The 851-nt window shown below is 61.1% G+C and carries 1 protein-coding gene and 1 pseudogene; both read left to right on the forward strand.

From position 1 onward, the window contains the following. A pseudogene (locus tag J5224_RS31335) lies at positions 1 to 207 on the forward strand (SAM-dependent methyltransferase); the annotation flags it as partial. Then, positions 204 to 851, forward strand: a 648-nt coding sequence (gene modD, locus J5224_RS31340) for a ModD protein (RefSeq protein ID WP_264628899.1), incomplete at its 3' end; no start/stop codon positions are given. The pseudogene J5224_RS31335 and the gene modD, both read left to right, overlap by 4 nt.

Raw genomic sequence — 851 nt, forward strand, 5'->3', positions numbered from 1 at the left:
ATCCGTGGACCCAACTGCCAGCACGATAACAGTACTTATGCACGCTTCGAAGAGAACGTGAAATGGAGCTTCGGCACACTCAGCGATGACGAGCGTGAGCGGCTTTACCGTTGGTATCAACAGCAGAATGTCAGCACGATTTCGCCACCGAGTCGTGACTGGGCGTTGATCTATTGGGACAGCGTGCCGCTCGGGGCAACATCATGATTTTCCTTCCGCAGGCACTCACTGACGCTTGGCTACTGGAGGATATTCAGGGGGGCGATCTGACGACCCAGGCGCTCGGTATTGGTGGGCAGCCGGGACATATCACCTTTTTTCATCGGCAGGGCGGTTGTGCCAGCGGGATTGCCGCTGCGCGGCAGATGCTCACGTCACTTGGGGTGAGTGTGACCGCCTCGGTGAATGACGGCGAACGCGTGGTGGCCGGGCAGACCTTGCTGTGTGCCAGCGGCTCGGCGGCGGCGCTGCATCAGGGATGGAAGGCGGTGCAGAATGTACTGGAATGGAGTTGCGGCGTGTCTGGCTATCTGGCGTGCATGCTGGACCTGCTGCGCCAGCGCCATCCTGACGGGCACATCGCTTGTACGCGCAAAATGATTCCCGGCACCAAGCTGCTCGCTACCCAGGCGGTGCAGGCCGCTGGCGGGTTGATTCATCGCGCCGGATGCAGTGAAACCATCCTGCTGTTTGCCAATCACCGCCGCTTTCTTGCAAACGGCGATGACTGGCCTGCCATGGTGAGCCAACTGCGCCGCCATGCGCCGGAAAGAAAGATCGTGGTAGAGGCGGATACGCCGGACGAGGCGCTGGCGGCGCTGCGTGCGGCACCTGACTGCATACAGCTCGAC

It is taken from the genome of Candidatus Symbiopectobacterium sp. NZEC135, assembly GCF_025962695.1.